Origin of the sequence: Hymenobacter psoromatis (assembly GCF_020012125.1) — a bacterium.
Classification (GTDB): domain Bacteria; phylum Bacteroidota; class Bacteroidia; order Cytophagales; family Hymenobacteraceae; genus Hymenobacter; species Hymenobacter psoromatis.
Genome location: NZ_JAIFAG010000001.1, coordinates 4,810,975 through 4,825,845, shown reverse-complemented (window position 1 = coordinate 4,825,845; position 14,871 = coordinate 4,810,975). Strand labels below are relative to the sequence as shown.

The following is a 14,871-nucleotide window of genomic DNA, read 5'->3' as shown; positions in this document are numbered from 1 at the left end:
GTGAGTAGTGTCGTTCGATATCAGAACGATACTACTCACTACCCCCTACTTATTAATCTACTGCCCTACCCTCACCCGGCGGGCCAGGTTGCCAAGCAGCCAGTCCTGCCGGAAATTGAGGTAGACGCCGAACGAGTAGTCAAGCAATTTCTTGTTGAAGTCATAAACCGGCTCCACGCGCACCGTTACGGCCGCCGCATCGGAGATGCGAAAATCGCGCAGCAGGCGCACGAAAAGCAGGCGGCGCTCGCCATCCGTAAAGCCGGGCGTGCCGTAGCGCGAGGCTATCGACTGGTAGTATGACCCGCCAAACGGCGCGTAGAAGTCGTGCCCGCGCCAGTAGCTGAGCATCAGGTCGGCGTAGCGGGTTTCGAGGGTGCCGTTGAGATACAGGGCATTGCCGCTGCTAAAAGGCAGCAGAAACAGCCCCGAGTGGTCGCTGAAGGAAACTCCGTAGGCATTGAGCCGCACGGCCTGAAAAACCGAACTGTGCAACGGCAGCCGGGCCACTACCCCACTGGCGTAGTTGAAGAGCGTTTGCACCGGCAGGTGCAGGGTATCAATCTGCCCGCCGTGGTGCCGGGCCGTAAACTGAAAGGGAATCGAGATATCCACCGGGCTGTTGTCGCCGCTCACGCGGAAGCTGCTGCTGAGGCCGCCGGCAATCTGTTCCTGGTAATTTACGCCTGGGTATTCCTGTTTCAGCCAGTCTACCCACGCATCCAGAAACACGCGCCTGGTGTTGAGCCGGTACTGCAAGCCTTCCTCCAACGGCTTTAGCATCACGCTTTCAAAATCAAAGAGCGGCTCGATGTAGCCGTGGTTTAGATTGGCTTTGATGTTGCCGAAAATAAACTGGCTGCTGCCCTGCGTCCAGGTGGCGCGGAAGGTGGGCCGCACCTGCCGCAGCTGCGGGTTGCCGAAGTCTTTCCAGAGGAAAACGCCGGCTTCGAGCCGCAGGTCTTTAGTGGGGTAGTACACGAGCTGCGGATTCAGCTGCGTACCAAACAGCGTGTAGCCTTCGACAATATCGTTGAAATACTCGTTGTCCTTGAAGAATGTGAAGGCGTTGAGGGAAATGCGCAAGTCGCCAGCTTGACGGCTTGTCTGAACACTATCCGTTGAATGAATAGAATCTGTTCGGGCTTGATTTCGTTTAAATACTTCTTCCGAACCATCAATTGGATAATAAAATACCCTTTGATATCCGGGCTGTGAAGATGTAAAGGCTGAATTGTTTAACTGTGCCCAGCCTGGCAGAGCCATAAATAACACAGCACCAACGCTAACTAAAAATTTTAGAAATTTCCTCATAAATTTGCGCCTTGTCCGGCACAAAACCGAAGGCTGCTGCGTTAGAAATGGCCACCTAAAACAGAACGGTAGCGGGCCCTACCCCCCTGCTACGCTGCTAATCGGTAGCAAACCAAAATACCGTAGTTTTACGAACTTTAAGTTTCTTTTCCTCCCCCCTCCTTCATGGCCTTAGCAACCAAAAAAGCCGAAAAAACAGAAACGGTCGAGAAAGCTGACAAAACTGGTCCCTCCAGCACCGCCACCGAGAAGGCCAAGGCCCTCGCATTGACGATGGAGAAGCTGGATAAAGCCTTCGGCAAAGGTACCGTGATGAAGCTCTCGGACCAGAAGGTGAACGACGTGCCATCCATCAGCACGGGCTCGCTCTCGCTCGATATTGCCCTGGGCATTGGCGGCCTGCCCCGCGGCCGCGTGGTCGAGATTTACGGCCCCGAGTCAAGCGGTAAGACGACCCTGACGATGCACGCCATCGCGGAGGCGCAGAAAGCCGGCGGCACCGCCGCTTTCATTGATGCCGAGCACGCCTTCGACCCCACCTACGCCAAGAAGCTGGGCATTGACGTGGACAACCTGCTCATCGCGCAACCCGACAACGGCGAGCAGGCCCTCGAAATCGCCGACCAGCTCATTTCCTCCGGCGCGATTGATATTATCGTCATCGACTCGGTGGCGGCCCTGGTGCCGAAAGGCGAGCTGGAAGGCGACATGGGCGACTCGAAAGTGGGCCTGCACGCCCGCCTGATGAGCCAGGCCCTGCGCAAGCTTACCGGCACCATTAATAAGACCAACTGCCTGTGCATCTTCATCAACCAGCTGCGCGAGAAAATCGGTGTGATGTTCGGCTCGCCCGAAACCACGACCGGCGGTAACGCCCTGAAATTCTACGCCTCGGTGCGCCTGGATATCCGCCGCATCGGGCAGATTAAGGAGGATAAGGATAACGTGACTGGTAACCGCACCAAGGTGAAAGTGGTGAAAAATAAAGTTGCGCCGCCTTTTAAAGTGGTCGAGTTTGACATCATTTATGGCCAGGGAATTTCCAAAGTCGGCGAAATCGTGGACCTGGGCGTGGACATGGGCATCATTGGCAAGTCGGGCTCGTGGTTCAGCTACGATGGCAATAAAATCGGTCAGGGCCGTGAGGCCGTGAAAACCCTGCTACTCGATAACCCCGAGCTGGCGGATACCATCGAGGCTAAAATCCGCGCGATGGCCAAGGGTGATACCGACATTATTCCCGTGGATATGAGCGGCCCCGAAGACGGCGACGACACGCTATAGCAATTGGGTGGGTGGTCCCTACCCCCGCCAAAAGTCCCGCTGCTACTTGGCAGCGGGACTTTTTTTGTAGGCTTCAGTTAGTGCCGAGGGGGTAGGCGGCTCCGTACTTTTGCGCGCTGGCACTGCGTTTGTACCGCGGCGATTAGCTTTTCGTGTTTCCTACCCCTATGTTTCGTTGCTGGCTTCTGGTTCCGTTGCTGCTGCTGTGCGCCGCCTGGACGCAACAGGCCACCACGGCCGAGCCGGTACGGATGTGGCCCAACGCGAGCTTCCAGGCCGGCGAAACCATCCGCTACAAGGTGCACTATGGCGTTATCAATGCGGGCGAGGCCACGGTGGAAACTGCCGGCAGCCTGGAGCGCGTGGCCGACCGCCCCTGCTACAAAGCCACCGTGAGCGGCCGCACCATCGGTTCGTTCGACTTTTTCCTGCACGTGCGCGACCAGTGGCGCGCCTACATCGACACGGCCAGCATTCTACCCCTGCGCTCTACCCGCGACATCGAGGAAAGCAGCTACCGCAAGAAGGAAGTGGTGGACTTCGACCAAACCCACAATGTGGTGAACGTGCTGCAAACCCACACCAAAGAGCCCATTCGCTACACGTTCAAGGTGCCCACCAACGTGCAGGAGCTGGTGAGCGGCTTCTACTACCTGCGCACGCTCAACTACGACCACATGAAGCCGGGCGAGGTCATCCGGGTGGGTAGCTTTTTCGACGAATCAGCTTCTACCCTGGAAATTATCTTCAAAGGCCGCGAGATAGTGAGCACCAAAGCCGGCTCCATTCACGTGCTCAAGCTGGTGCCCAAACTGCCGAATAATCGCATTTTTCGCGGCGAGGAAGCCATTAAGGTGTATTTATCGGACGACCGCAATAAGATTCCGGTTTTGTTTCAGGCCGAGTTGTTCGTGGGTGCCATCAAAATAGATATGTACAAATACGATGGACTAAAAAGCCGGCTGAACGTGGCGCGCTAATTCACGTCACATAAACGTAACATAGCCGCCGCGCCGGTTGGGGTAATTTTGCGGGGCGGAAGCTCGCATTCCTTTCGCCCTACCCGCCGTGGCCACTCCCGCCAAAGCTGCTCCTTACAAAATTCTGGTAGTGGACGACGACCCCGACATCGTGGAGTTGTTGGAATTCAACCTCAAGAAGGAAGGCTACGCCACTGCCTCGGCCGGCGACGGCCGTCAGGCCCTGACCGTAGCGCAGGAATTCAACCCCGACATTATCCTGCTCGACGTGATGATGCCCCATCTCGACGGCATCGCTACCTGCCGCCTGCTGCGCGAGCAGCCTAAGTTCAAGGACACCTACATTCTCTTTCTCACGGCCCGCGCTGAGGAGTTTTCCGAAGTGGCTGCGTTCGAGGCCGGGGCCGATGATTTTCTGGCTAAGCCCATTAAGCCCAGAGCATTGCTGAGCCGGCTAGCGGCCGTAGTGCGCCGCGACCAGGACCCCCACGCGGGGGTAGTAGCCATCGACATCAATGGCCTGCGCATCGACCGCACGGCCTTTGCCGTGTACCAGGAAGGTCGTAAAATCACGCTGCCCAAGAAGGAGTTTGAGTTGCTGGCCTTTCTGGCCGCCGCGCCGCACAAGGTGTTCAGCCGCGACGAGCTATTACAGAATATCTGGGGCAACGACGTGTTCGTGCTGGCCCGCACCGTGGATGTGCACGTGCGCAAGGTGCGGGAAAAGGTGGGCGACCACCACATCCAGACCATCAAGGGGGTAGGCTATAAGTTTAATGCCGATTAAGCTTCTCCGACAAACAGAGTCGTCATGCTGAGCTTGTTGAAGCATCTCTACCGCGTAGCTAATCTCAGACGCTGGGATTACTTACGCGGCAGAGATGCTTCGGCAAGCTCAGCATGACGTTCTTTTGTTGCTCATTGACCTGGTATTGCGCGTTTTTCCCATGAACCTCTCTTCCCGCACCATCGCCGTTCTCATCGCGCTGCTGGTGGCGGGGGTGCTCACCACATTTGCCTACGTGGTGCTTACCCTGCCCACGCACCAAGCGTTTCTGGTGGCGGGCATCACGGTGGCGGCCTGCTTTTTACTGGTGTATTTGGCGTTCGAGGCGCTCATCTTCCGGGAAATAAACGGCCTTTACTCGCGCTTGGAGCACATCAAGCGCAAGGAATTTAAAAAGCTGAGCAACAAGTTTTTATTCAGGCCCGAACCACTTCAGCGCATCGGCGATGAGATAGTGCAGATGGCCGAGCGCCGCCAGCAGGAGCTGGACGAGCTGATGCGCCTGCAAGCCCTGCGCCGCGAGTTTCTGGCCGACGTGTCGCATGAGTTGAAAACGCCGCTTTTTGCTGCTCAAGGCTTCGTACACACTATTCTGGACGCGGAGGAGGCCGACCCGGCAAATGGCATGGAGCCCGCTACCCGCCGCCGGTTTTTGCAGCGCGCGGCCGCCAGCCTCGACGCGCTAGATGCGCTGGTGCAGGACCTGGTAACGATTTCGCAGCTCGAAAAAGGCGTCATTCGAATGCGCCGCCAGCGTTTCGACCTCGTGGCCCTGGTGCACGAGCTGTTTGAGCTGCTGGAGCAGCAGGCCCAGCGGCGCGGCACCACGCTGGAGCTATTTCCGCCGCACCTGGCCGAGCGTGCCCTACCCGTCATCGCCGACCGCAACCGCATTCGGCAGGTACTTATCAATTTGATTGACAACGCAATAAAGTATGGCCGTGAACGCGATGGCCACGTGATTGTGTCGCTCACGCCGGGTCGCAATGGCGTGCGCGTGGCCGTGCGCGACGACGGCCCCGGCATTGCGCCCGAGCACCAGGCGCGCATTTTCGAGCGCTTCTACCGCGTCGATAAGAGCCGCTCGCGCTCAGCGGGCGGCTCGGGCCTGGGCCTGGCCATTAGCAAGCACATTGTAGAGGCCCACAAGTCGGCTATCCATATTAAGAGCGTGCTGAACGAGGGTACGACGCTGGAATTCAAGTTAGCCAAGCCTAAAGAATTGAAAGGCCATGAGCACGTGCGGTAAGCTTCCGCTTACCGGGAGAGGCGAGGGTAAGCTTCCGCTTGCCGCACCTCCCATTCGGCAAGCGGAAGCTTACCTTATACTCCCTACCCCCCTCGTACCTTCGTGCCCCGCATGAAGCCTCCCAAATTCCAAGACCTGATTCTGTTTGAGAACGACGATTATATCGTTGTCAACAAGCCACCTTTTTTGGCTACCCTCGACGAGCGCATTGGCGTGGCTCCCAGCCTGCTGCGCCTGGCCCGCGAGTACGCCGACGATGCCCAGGTAGGCCACCGCCTCGACCGCGACACCAGCGGCGCGCTGGTGCTGGCCAAGCACCCCGAAGCCTACCGCCACATCTCGATGCAGTTCGAGAACCGCGAGATAAATAAGGTGTACCACGCCGTAACTTGGGGCGCGCCGCCGCTGGAACAGTTTGTGGTAGAGCGCAATATTGAAACCACCAAGAGCGGCAAAGCCCGCCTGGCCTTCAAGGGCAAGCCGGCCGAAACGCGCTTTACGACCCTCGAAACCTACGCCCGCCACGCCCTCGTGCAGGCCGAGCCCGTGACCGGCCGGATGCACCAGATTCGCCTGCACCTAGCCTATGTGCAGACGCCCATCATTGGCGACACTCTCTACGGCGGCGAGGACTTCTTCCTGTCCTCGCTCAAGAAGAAATTCAATCTCAAAGAGGGGGAAACCGAGCAACCTTTCATCAAGCGTTTTGCGCTGCACGCCAAAGAGTTAGGCTTTACGGGCCTCGATGGCGCGGCCATTCGCATAGATGCTCCCTACCCCAAGGATTTCCGGGTACTGGTGGAGACTTTGCGGCAGTACCAGTAGGCTTAAACAGAATTAGGGGGTTTTGGCAGCGTTCCAAGGATAGAATAAAAAGCATTCCGATGATGTTTCTCATCTATGGAATCTTAGCATTGATTTGGTGGGTACTTTACTCAATCGGCCAATATCTGTAATCGCGCTTGGTATTACGTCAAAAAAATAGTACCTTTGTGTCCGTTTTTCCCCAACCCCGAACGGGTTGGGGGTTATTGTCAATTGTTTAGCCGGTAATTTTTACCATTCCTCATGGACCACCTGAGCTTCAAGACGACCCACGTCAACAAGGCCAACGCCCAGAAAAACTGGGTCATCGTAGACGCCAGCGTGGCCCCGCTGGGTCGCGTGTGCAGCCAAATCGCCAACTTGCTGCGCGGCAAGCATAAGCCTTCATTCACCCCCAACTCCGACTGTGGTGATAACGTGATTGTTATCAATGCCGACAAGTTGCACGTAACGGGCAAGAAAATGGACGAGAAGCTGTACATCCGCCACTCGGGCTACCCCGGCGGGCAGAAGCAGCGCACTCTGCGTGAGCAGATGAACCGCGACTCGCGCAAAGCCATTGAGCACGCCGTAAAAGGCATGCTGCAAGGCAATCGCCTGGGCGCAGCTCAGTACCGCAACATGTACGTATACGCTGGCACCGAGCACCCGCACGAGGCGCAGCAGCCTCAGCCTTACGAACTCAAGAATTTGTAAGTACCTGTGCGGCAGACTTTAACTTGCCGTGCATTTTTAATTTTTTACCGACGGCAAGCTGAAGCTTACCGCATTTCACCACTAATGGCAACTACTAACACTTCTGGTAGAAGAAAAACCTCGGTGGCCCGCATCTACATGCAGGCCGGGCAAGGGAATATCACTATCAATGACCGGGACATGAAGTCCTACTTCGCCAACGAGCTGTTGGAGAACATCGTGAACCAGCCGCTGGCTACCCTGGAGCAGGTGGGCCAGTACGACATTAAGGTGAACGTGAGTGGCGGCGGCATCGCTGGCCAGGCTGAGGCCATCCGCCTCGCTATCTCGAAAGCCCTTGTCAGCGACAACGCGGAAGTGAAGCCGGCCCTACGTAAGGAAGGCTTTATGACCCGCGACCCCCGCATGGTGGAGCGGAAGAAGTTCGGCAAGCGCAAGGCGCGCCGTTCGTTCCAGTTCTCTAAGCGCTAATCGTTTAATCGTCGTAGTATCATGGCTCAGAACACCACTTATAAAGAGCTGCTTGACGCGGGTGCCCACTTTGGCCACCTTACGCGCAAGTGGGACCCGAAAATGGCACCGTACATCTTCATGGAGAAGAACGGCATCCATATCATTGACCTCAACAAGACGCTGGCTTCGCTAGATTACGCTGCCAATGCAATTCGCAACATTGCGAAGAGCGGCCGCAAAGTCATGTTCGTCGCCACCAAGAAGCAGGCGCAGGAAATCGTGCAGACGGAGGCCCAGCGCCTCAAGATGCCTTACGTGACCGACCGCTGGCTGGGTGGAATGCTGACGAACTTCGCCACCATCCGCAAGAGCCTCAAGAAGATGAGCACTATCGACAAGATGGTGAAAGAAAACACCGCCTACGCCGCCCTGGCTAAGCGCGAGAAGCTGATGATGTCGCGTGAGCGCGACAAGCTGGAGCGCGTGATGGGTGGCATCTCCGAACTGAGCCGCTTACCCGCCGCCTTATTCGTGGTGGACGTGAAGCGCGAGCATATTGCCGTAAAAGAGGCGCAGAAGCTGGGCATCCCGGTGTTTGCCATCTGCGATACCAACTCGAATCCCGACCTTGTGCAATTCCCGATTCCGGCCAACGATGACGCCTCGAAGTCTATTCAGCTCATCGTGGGCGTGATGGGCAAGGCTATCGAAGATGGCTTGTCGGAGCGCAAGGTGGACAAAGAGGATGCTGACCGCAAGGAGGCCGATGAGGCCGCCATCGCGGAGAAAACCGAAGCTGACAACGAGGCCTAAGCCGCTTTTTAAAGCTTAACGCAAAAAGGGAACGGCCGGGGCAAGTGCTTGGCCGTTCCCTTTTTCACTTGTAGCGTGGACTCTGCGAGTTCGCGCGTGCGTTACGCAAAAGATTTTTTTCACCCACCAACTCGCGGACTCGCAGAGTCCACGCTACTACTATGGCCGCTATCACCGCCGCAGACGTAAATAAGCTCCGCACCATGACTGGCGCGGGCATGATGGATTGCAAAAAAGCTCTGACCGAAGCCGACGGCGACTTTGAAGCTGCCCGAGATATTTTGCGCAAGCAGGGCCAGAAAATTGCCGATAAGCGCGCCGACAACGCCACATCGGAAGGCTTGGTGATGGTTAGCGTGAGCGACGACGCCAAAACCGGCCGCCTCGTAGCCCTGGCTTGCGAAACCGAGTCGGTAGCCAAAGTGGCTGACTTCCGCAATTTGGTGCAGCAGATTCTGTACGCCGCCGTGGCTACCAAAGCCGAAACCAAGGAGGACCTGCTGGCCGCCAAGGAGTCGGATGGCCGCACGGTGCAGGAGCACATCACGGAGCTGACCGGCAAAATCGGCGAGAAGCTCGACCTGACCTACGCCATCCTGCACGCCGAGAAAGTGGCTTCGTACATCCACTCGGATAACAAAAAGGGTGTGCTCGTGGGCCTGAAGAACGTGGGTACGGCCGACACCGCCGCCGTAGGCCGCGACGTAGCCATGCAAATCGTGGCCATGAAGCCCGTAGCCGTGGACAAAGACGGCGTGGACGCCGGCACCGTGGAGCGCGAAATCGAAATCGGCAAGGAGCAGGCACGTGCCGAAGGCAAGCCCGAAGCCATGCTGGAGAAAATCGCCCAAGGCAAGCTCAACAAGTTCTACAAGGACAACACCCTGCTGAACCAGGAATTCGTGAAGGATAACTCCATGACCATCGCCCAATTGCTCGACAAAACGTCGAAGGGCATGACGGTAGAGTCGTTCAAGCGCGTGGCCATTGGGTCGTAGGTTTTGATTTAGTTTGCTTTAGAATAGAAAACCCCGCTGGCGTATTGCCAGCGGGGTTTTCTATTGAGGATAATTGATAATTCGGCGTTTAGTTAGTGGAAGGATGTAGCGTGTTCATCTGTATATGCAGCTTAGTTGAGCTATCCAAATAGCTCTCCAGCGACTCCATCCCAATTGCGGCACGACGCCTATTCACGTTTTGGGGGTCTCGCAATGACTTTGGAACCGCTTTGCCGAGACCAGGGCCCTCATATTTTACTTGGGTGCCGTATTCTTCCGGCTGGTTAGCATTGACAGCCACTCGGTCAGTTAAGTACGCATAGAAGATGGGGTTGGCGTTTTTGCGCTTTACTTCAGCGCGCATTAGTTTGAGCACTTGGCGCTGAAACTCAGGGTATGCGTCGGCGTGCTGTACTAAGAGCCAGAAATTATCGGAGCTTTTCTTACCGACTTGCTTAAATCCAGGGTAGCCGTACTGTTTGACAATCTTTTCCAGCAGCGGCTGGTGACTGGCAAAATTGCGCTTTTCTACGTCTTCCAGATTACGACCGACACTATCGGGTAGCTGCTTAAACATCTGCTGCATCGGCCACTGGTCCACATAAGCTAGGCTATCTAAAGTCTTACTTAGTCGAGGGTATTGTATTGTCGGGGTCTGAGCAGCAGTTGTAAATGCGCTGCTGAGCGCCAGGAGGAATGGGAAGAGTTGTTCCATGATAGGTTGATAGAGACTAGGGATTCATTATTGTTAGTCCTTCTCCTGTATCCGCCCATCTTCGCGTCTGTTGAAACGCTCACCTACGGCCGGCCAGCAGAATCAACGGCAGCTGGCACCGCAACCGGCGCAGCCTTAACTGTCGGCGCGGGCGCAACGGCCGACTTAACGGAAACTGCCGGAGCCGGACGAACCGGCGCGACGGCCGGCGCAGCCACCACCGAGTCGGCTACGCTGGGCGCTTGAACTACCGGCGCGACCGCACGCACCACCGGGGCCACGCGCACAGTCTCGGGGGCAGCGGTGGGGGGTAGGGTAATTTGCTCGGCCTGGGGGCCTACTTCGGGCACCACGGCGGTGGAATCAGCGGCGGTCTGGCTGGCGCTGGTCAGGTGCTCGCTGGGCGGCTGGCGCTCCAGGGTGAGGTAGGCCACGAGGCCGAACAGCACTAGAATACCGCCCACGATAAAGATAATATTGAGCGGGTTGCGGCGCTCGGCGGACGGCGGGGGGGTAGGCGCATCCTCGTAGGCCAGCAGGCTGGGCGCGGCGGCGGCCAGCCAGTCGGGCGCGGGGCTGCTGAGCGCGGCCAGCAGCTGTGCATCATCGGCCAGGGCGGCCGGCTCGGGGGAGGGTAGGGCGGCTTCGGGCGGCGCGGGGGGGGTAGGGATGGCGGTGGGCGACGCGGGCGGCTCGGCCCCGAAGATGAGCTGGCGCTTCAGCGCTTCAAACTCGGGCGGGGTAATGGTGCCCGCGTCCAGCAGCTCCTGGAGCTGGCGCAGGGCGGCGAGGGACGAATGGGCATCGGATGGGCTCATGGCGGCGGCGGGGCGAGTGGGTTATTTCTTCTCTACGCCCGACAAGCGCTCGCGGCGACGTTCCACTTCGGCCTGGCCCACTTCGCGCAGTTGGGCATTGCCCACGAGCTGCGTGCTATCCTGGCTCAGTTTCTGGGCGTTGGTCTTGTTTTGGCCCAGCAGCTCCTCGATGCGTTTGAGGTTGGCGGCCGTGTTATCGCGGGTAGTTTGCATGGCCTTATTCAGCTTTTCCTTTTCCTTGTCGATGGCCGCTACTTTGGCCTCCGCTTCGGCCACCTGGCGGCGGTAATAATACGTGCGGGCGGCGGGCGCGTACTTTTCCAGCACCGCCCGCATCTTCTTGTATTCCGACGAGGTGAGGTCCGGCGAGATAAACGTCTTTTCCCCAAAACCCCCAAACATGGCCACTTCCGTCGTAGAGTCGGTGAGCATGGTGAAGGCGGCGTACAGGTCCACGGGCCGGCTCGAAATACCGATGCCCGACACCTGCTTAGCAGTCAATAAGCCGTTGCTGCTATTATTTTTCAGGTTTAGCAGGCTCACCAGGCTGCTTCTGAAAGAAGCGTGGTAGGCGTCCTTCATGAAGCTTTGAAAGAAGTCGCGGGTGTCGCTCACCTTACCTTCCACCACCACATTAACGCTATATTGCGTGCGGCCCGCGTAGGGCAGCTGGCCATCTTTTATCAGGTAAAGGTCGGTTTGGGCAAAAGCGAAAGCCGGCCAGAAGCTCAGCAGCAAGAAGAAGCAGGTTTTTAGCATCGGGCGAAAGAAGAGGGGTAGGGAAGTGAAACTCAGCGTAGGTCGTGGCGGGCGGCGGCGGCGCGCAAGTCGTCGCGCATGAGTTGGAAGCGGGCCACGGCAGCGGCCAGAAACTCGTCATCCAGCAACTGACGAATCTCGACATCGGGCGGTGCGCTACCGCTCAAATCCAAGTCGGCCACTTTGTATGTTTGTTCGAGGGGGCCCTGCTCCAGCTTGAGCAGGTACTTGCCATTCCAGGCCAGCAACGTGATTTTAACTTGGGGATAAGGAATATCGGCGACGTGGCGCATGAGGGCAGCGTGAGGGGATAAGCCCGAAGGTACGGCCCCTATCCCATTAGCTTAAACTCGACGTTAACGTGCGCTAAAGCCCCAGCGTATAAAAGCCAGAACTACCCGCGGCCGGCGGCCGGCGTTTTTCCACCCTTTTTTCATTCCACAACTATGCCCCAGGGAGATAAATTGAAGTACACCGACAAACAAAAGCGCCAGGTCGAACACATTGAGGAAGGCTACGAGAAGCTGGGCGTGCCCGCGGAGGAGGCCGAAGCCCGCGCCTGGGCCACTGTTAATAAGCAGGACGGCGGCGGCAAAAAGCCCGGCGGCGCGGGCCGGCAGGAGTAGGGTCCGGGGCTTGCCCCCGCTCGTTATTAAGCAAAATCGCCGCGAACTGTTCAACGACGGGCGGAAGCAAGTTTCGCACCCGACTTTCGTACTTACGCCCCCGCCAGCGCTCGTTCGGGCGTGGGGCGGTAGCGGTGCAGGGCGGCCAGCAGCCCCAGTAGCAGCCCGCCGCAGCCCAGGCCGATGATGGGCGCAGTCGTGATTTCGAGCAGCCAGCCGTTGAGGTAGCTCGCGCTCACGGTGCAGAGGTTGACCAGCGCCATGTAGGTCGTGAACTGCGAGCCCTCGATTTTGGGGCGGCAATAGGCCATGAGCAGCGGCATGGCGGCCACGCTCAGCAGCGGGTCGGCTAGGTTGAGCACGACCAATCCCGAAAAGCTGAGGGCTTTATGCACCCAAAACGGCGACAGGCAGCAAAACAGCAATAGAAACCCCGCCAGACCTATCAGCACCCAGCGCTGCAAGCGGCTGGTACCCAGGCGGTCCACTAGCACACCGCCGCCTAGCAGCACCACAAACGCAGCCAGGCTACCCCAGCTTCCTTGCAGGATGGACACCTCGGTATATGCCCAGTGCAGGTTGCGGATGAGGTGAAACGAATACGCATTGGCGAAGAGCGAGCCAGCCAGGTAGCTGCCGAAAATAATACCGAAGGCGCGCAGGCTATGCTTTTCCACAATGCTGTGCCACAGCTCCTTGAAGAGCCAGGCCAGCGATGGATTTTCCTCGTCGGCGGTGGGCCGGTCGTGGTGGCCCAGGCGCGGCAGCAGACGGTCAGTGCGCTCCAGCTTAACGAAGAACGTGAGCACCGTAAAGGCCAGCAGCACCAGCGACTGCGTGAGCGCCGCCCGCCCGAAGCCACCGTGGCCCAGCACGTAGGCCAGCCCCGCCCCGCCCGCCGCCGACCCCAGCAAAAAACCGCCCCGCATGAAGGCATTCACCCGCCCGCGCTCGGCCACCGGCACCAGCGAGATAGCAATGGCATCTACGCTGGCATCCTGGATGGAGGCGAACACGCTGTGCACGAAAAACACCAGCCCTAGCAGCGACAGCTGCCGCACGGGGTCGTGCACCAGCAGCAGCGAGAGCGAGGCCAGCATGGCCACCAGCTGCGTGAGCACCACCCACTGCTTGCGGTGGCCGATAATGGAATACTGGTATTTATCAATGAGCGGTCCCCACACGAACTGAAACGTCCAGGGCAGCCCCACGATAGCCGCGAACGAGCCCACCGCTGCCGCCGACAAGCCGTGGCCAATCAGGTAGTTGTACATTGCCGTGAGGGCAAAGCCCGCCGGGATGCCCTGCATCACGTACAGGTAAAAAAAAGTAGCGTAGCGCAGCCGGGCGCTGTCGCGGAGTACCAGATGTTTCAAGAAGCGGCGGGTGGGTTGCCTAGTGAAAGCGCCCTTAGCAAATGATTGTTAAGGTGGAGCTTACTTGGCGGCGCTGGTTATTGCCAGCGGAACCGGCTGCATGGGCCAAGACCAGGCAATCCAACTGATGAGCAGGGTTAGGGCCATTTCCAGCACGCCGAAGAATTTGTAGAAGGGCCAGCTGTCCTGAATTGCCAGCAGCATAATACCGGTGTAGAGAATGCCCAGCACGATGTTCGCCCACTGGTTTGGGCGGGCGGGCAGCAGCAGCGTGAGCCCCACCATAAGACTCGGAATGGCCATGAGCGCCGCCATACCCAGCAGGGCATTTTGAGAAACCGGCCCCAGGGCCGTTTGGCTGGCCAGCATGGCGCGCAGCTTACCGGGCGCGTACAACTCAAAATAATCCCCGTAGCTATATAAAAACAGCACCGAAGCCCACAGGGCTCCGAGCTTAAGACGGGTAGGCACTGGCCCATCAATGAGCGGGCGAAGGCGGCGGGCGGCGGGTTTGGCTGACATCTTTTAGCGGATTAGCTGCTTGGTGTTGCTGACACGGGTTTCGCCAGCGGCAGGGGTAGGGCCGGCGGCCCCGGCGGCGGGCACTTTGCCCAGCAGCAGCCACAGCGTCAGCGCGCCCTCCCCAACCAGCCCGGAAACCATTGGGTAGGGCGCGATAAAATGCACGAGCCGGGACGAGAGAAAGCTTAGCCAGCCCAACCCGGTGAGCACCAGCAGCGCCCCTAGCCAGCGCGGCAGCAGCCCGGAGCGCCAGATGAGGCAGCTCGTCAGCAGGCAATAAATACCAAAGAAGACCAGGCTCTTCACGGGGCCGGCCGGCAGTTCCAGCTCCTGCAACACGCCGACCCCGCACCCCACGAGGCTAATAACTGCCGCCAGCCGGGCCAGCACAGGGCCGGCCGCCACAAAGAGGCGGTACATGAACAGCGTTACGCCCGCGTAGAAAACCAGCGAAAGCAGGGTAGCCAGAGTACTGAGGCGCGGGGCGGCAACCAGCGCCCCCGCCATGCCCGCCACTATGGTGACCAGGTAGCACCAGCCCGCCAGCCGGGCGGTTGCGGTCAGGAAGCGAGGCGAGGGCATGGGCTACGAGCAAAAGCGTTGAAGATACTAACGGGCTCAGCATGAAAACGAAACCCTACCCGGCACGAGAGGCG

Annotated in this window: 18 protein-coding genes; 10 read left to right on the top strand and 8 right to left on the bottom strand. The window is 58.5% G+C overall.

The features are described 5' to 3' along the window. Positions 1-57 precede the first annotated feature (57 nt). Complete coding sequence (locus LC531_RS21025) at positions 58-1,086, bottom strand: hypothetical protein (RefSeq protein WP_223653794.1); 1,029 nt, start codon at positions 1,084-1,086, stop codon at positions 58-60. A gap of 393 nt (positions 1,087-1,479) precedes the next feature. On the opposite strand from LC531_RS21025, the gene recA reads away from it, so the two are divergent. The 9 genes from recA to tsf all read left to right on the top strand — a co-directional run bounded on the left by recA (position 1,480) and on the right by tsf (position 9,399). After that, positions 1,480-2,598: a recombinase RecA gene (recA, locus tag LC531_RS21020; protein ID WP_223653793.1), complete on the top strand. Its 1,119-nt coding sequence runs from the start codon at positions 1,480-1,482 to the stop codon at positions 2,596-2,598. A gap of 167 nt (positions 2,599-2,765) precedes the next feature. After that, positions 2,766-3,578: a DUF3108 domain-containing protein gene (locus LC531_RS21015; protein WP_223653792.1), complete on the top strand. Its 813-nt coding sequence runs from the start codon at positions 2,766-2,768 to the stop codon at positions 3,576-3,578. 88 nt (positions 3,579-3,666) lie between these two features. Then, positions 3,667-4,365, top strand: a complete 699-nt coding sequence (locus LC531_RS21010; RefSeq protein WP_223653791.1) for a response regulator transcription factor — start codon at positions 3,667-3,669, stop codon at positions 4,363-4,365. Positions 4,366-4,525: 160 nt separating this feature from the next. Further along, positions 4,526-5,614: a sensor histidine kinase gene (locus tag LC531_RS21005; protein WP_223653790.1), complete on the top strand. Its 1,089-nt coding sequence runs from the start codon at positions 4,526-4,528 to the stop codon at positions 5,612-5,614. A gap of 111 nt (positions 5,615-5,725) precedes the next feature. Then, positions 5,726-6,439, top strand: coding sequence for an RluA family pseudouridine synthase (locus tag LC531_RS21000; RefSeq protein ID WP_223653789.1), 714 nt, complete (start codon positions 5,726-5,728; stop codon positions 6,437-6,439). Between the two features lie 243 nt (positions 6,440-6,682). Continuing rightward, positions 6,683-7,135 (top strand): 50S ribosomal protein L13, encoded by a 453-nt coding sequence (gene rplM, locus LC531_RS20995; protein ID WP_223653788.1) that lies wholly within the window; start codon positions 6,683-6,685, stop codon positions 7,133-7,135. Between the two features lie 84 nt (positions 7,136-7,219). After that, positions 7,220-7,606 (top strand): 30S ribosomal protein S9, encoded by a 387-nt coding sequence (gene rpsI / locus LC531_RS20990; protein WP_068340624.1) that lies wholly within the window; start codon positions 7,220-7,222, stop codon positions 7,604-7,606. Between the two features lie 21 nt (positions 7,607-7,627). Then, the gene (rpsB, locus tag LC531_RS20985; protein WP_223653787.1) at positions 7,628-8,401 is read left to right on the top strand and encodes a 30S ribosomal protein S2; all 774 of its coding nucleotides are present in this window, start codon (positions 7,628-7,630) and stop codon (positions 8,399-8,401) included. Between the two features lie 161 nt (positions 8,402-8,562). Beyond that, positions 8,563-9,399, top strand: coding sequence for a translation elongation factor Ts (gene tsf, locus LC531_RS20980; protein ID WP_223653784.1), 837 nt, complete (start codon positions 8,563-8,565; stop codon positions 9,397-9,399). Positions 9,400-9,487: 88 nt separating this feature from the next. Here the strand turns inward: tsf and LC531_RS20975 are convergent, their stop codons facing one another. The 4 genes from LC531_RS20975 to LC531_RS20960 form a co-directional block, all read right to left on the bottom strand. Then, complete coding sequence (locus LC531_RS20975; protein ID WP_223653783.1) at positions 9,488-10,114, bottom strand: DUF6624 domain-containing protein; 627 nt, start codon at positions 10,112-10,114, stop codon at positions 9,488-9,490. A gap of 83 nt (positions 10,115-10,197) precedes the next feature. Beyond that, positions 10,198-10,932, bottom strand: a complete 735-nt coding sequence (locus LC531_RS20970; protein ID WP_223653781.1) for an SHOCT domain-containing protein — start codon at positions 10,930-10,932, stop codon at positions 10,198-10,200. Positions 10,933-10,953: 21 nt separating this feature from the next. Beyond that, positions 10,954-11,691, bottom strand: coding sequence for a hypothetical protein (locus LC531_RS20965; protein WP_223653779.1), 738 nt, complete (start codon positions 11,689-11,691; stop codon positions 10,954-10,956). 32 nt (positions 11,692-11,723) lie between these two features. After that, a complete protein-coding gene (locus LC531_RS20960; RefSeq protein WP_223653777.1) occupies positions 11,724-11,984 on the bottom strand; it encodes a hypothetical protein in 261 nt (86 codons plus the stop codon). A gap of 153 nt (positions 11,985-12,137) precedes the next feature. On the opposite strand from LC531_RS20960, the gene LC531_RS20955 reads away from it, so the two are divergent. After that, positions 12,138-12,317, top strand: a complete 180-nt coding sequence (locus tag LC531_RS20955; RefSeq protein ID WP_223653775.1) for a hypothetical protein — start codon at positions 12,138-12,140, stop codon at positions 12,315-12,317. A 92-nt stretch (positions 12,318-12,409) separates the two neighbouring features. Here the strand turns inward: LC531_RS20955 and LC531_RS20950 are convergent, their stop codons facing one another. The 3 genes from LC531_RS20950 to LC531_RS20940 are packed head-to-tail and all read right to left on the bottom strand — an operon-like array spanning position 12,410 to position 14,797. Next, entirely contained in the window at positions 12,410-13,693 is a 1,284-nt protein-coding gene (locus tag LC531_RS20950) for an MFS transporter (protein ID WP_223653773.1), read from the bottom strand. A 60-nt stretch (positions 13,694-13,753) separates the two neighbouring features. Then, positions 13,754-14,215: a DUF6326 family protein gene (locus LC531_RS20945; protein ID WP_223653771.1), complete on the bottom strand. Its 462-nt coding sequence runs from the start codon at positions 14,213-14,215 to the stop codon at positions 13,754-13,756. Positions 14,216-14,218: 3 nt separating this feature from the next. Next, on the bottom strand, positions 14,219-14,797 hold the full coding sequence (locus LC531_RS20940; RefSeq protein WP_223653769.1) for a DUF4386 family protein: 579 nt from the start codon (positions 14,795-14,797) through the stop codon (positions 14,219-14,221). Positions 14,798-14,871: the final 74 nt, after the last annotated feature.

Excerpts from the sequence above, each read along its gene's own strand:
- rpsB (WP_223653787.1), top strand. The coding sequence starts at position 7,628 with ATGGCTCAGAACACCACTTATAAAGAGCTGCTTGACGCGGGTGCCCAC.
- recA (WP_223653793.1), top strand. The coding sequence starts at position 1,480 with ATGGCCTTAGCAACCAAAAAAGCCGAAAAAACAGAAACGGTCGAGAAA.
- LC531_RS20960 (WP_223653777.1), bottom strand. The coding sequence starts at position 11,984 with ATGCGCCACGTCGCCGATATTCCTTATCCCCAAGTTAAAATCACGTTG.
- LC531_RS21005 (WP_223653790.1), top strand. The coding sequence starts at position 4,526 with ATGAACCTCTCTTCCCGCACCATCGCCGTTCTCATCGCGCTGCTGGTG.
- LC531_RS20955 (WP_223653775.1), top strand. The coding sequence starts at position 12,138 with ATGCCCCAGGGAGATAAATTGAAGTACACCGACAAACAAAAGCGCCAG.
- LC531_RS20965 (WP_223653779.1), bottom strand. The coding sequence starts at position 11,691 with ATGCTAAAAACCTGCTTCTTCTTGCTGCTGAGCTTCTGGCCGGCTTTC.
- rpsI (WP_068340624.1), top strand. The coding sequence starts at position 7,220 with ATGGCAACTACTAACACTTCTGGTAGAAGAAAAACCTCGGTGGCCCGC.
- LC531_RS20940 (WP_223653769.1), bottom strand. The coding sequence starts at position 14,797 with ATGCCCTCGCCTCGCTTCCTGACCGCAACCGCCCGGCTGGCGGGCTGG.
- LC531_RS21015 (WP_223653792.1), top strand. The coding sequence starts at position 2,766 with ATGTTTCGTTGCTGGCTTCTGGTTCCGTTGCTGCTGCTGTGCGCCGCC.
- LC531_RS21000 (WP_223653789.1), top strand. The coding sequence starts at position 5,726 with ATGAAGCCTCCCAAATTCCAAGACCTGATTCTGTTTGAGAACGACGAT.
- tsf (WP_223653784.1), top strand. The coding sequence starts at position 8,563 with ATGGCCGCTATCACCGCCGCAGACGTAAATAAGCTCCGCACCATGACT.
- LC531_RS20970 (WP_223653781.1), bottom strand. The coding sequence starts at position 10,932 with ATGAGCCCATCCGATGCCCATTCGTCCCTCGCCGCCCTGCGCCAGCTC.
- rplM (WP_223653788.1), top strand. The coding sequence starts at position 6,683 with ATGGACCACCTGAGCTTCAAGACGACCCACGTCAACAAGGCCAACGCC.
- LC531_RS20975 (WP_223653783.1), bottom strand. The coding sequence starts at position 10,114 with ATGGAACAACTCTTCCCATTCCTCCTGGCGCTCAGCAGCGCATTTACA.
- LC531_RS20945 (WP_223653771.1), bottom strand. The coding sequence starts at position 14,215 with ATGTCAGCCAAACCCGCCGCCCGCCGCCTTCGCCCGCTCATTGATGGG.